The organism is Cupriavidus sp. SIMBA_020, from assembly GCF_046535395.1.
Lineage (GTDB): Bacteria > Pseudomonadota > Gammaproteobacteria > Burkholderiales > Burkholderiaceae > Cupriavidus > Cupriavidus campinensis.
In genome coordinates, this window is the sequence record NZ_JAWRWU010001435.1 from 1 (window position 1) to 244 (window position 244).

At 66.0% G+C, this 244-nt stretch carries 1 pseudogene; it reads left to right on the forward strand.

The features are described from left to right. Nucleotides 1-244 (forward strand): annotated as a pseudogene (locus SB751_RS34290) (glycosyltransferase family 39 protein); the annotation flags it as partial.

Sequence of the window (244 nt, forward strand, 5' to 3'; positions counted from 1 at the left end):
GGCGGGCCTGCGCCGCGCGCCGCACATCGCGATTCCGCTTTCGGTGATCGTGCCGCTGCTGATCCTCGTGGTCGTGCAGAGCCACGAAACCAATCGCCTCTTCATGCTGGTGCTGCCCGCGGTCTGCGTGCTCGCGGCTTTCGCTTTGCCCACGCTCAAGCGCGGCGCGATCAATGCGATCGACTGGTTCGCGGTGCTCAGCTTCACGATCCTCAGCACCTTCGTGTGGCTGGTGTGGCTGGCG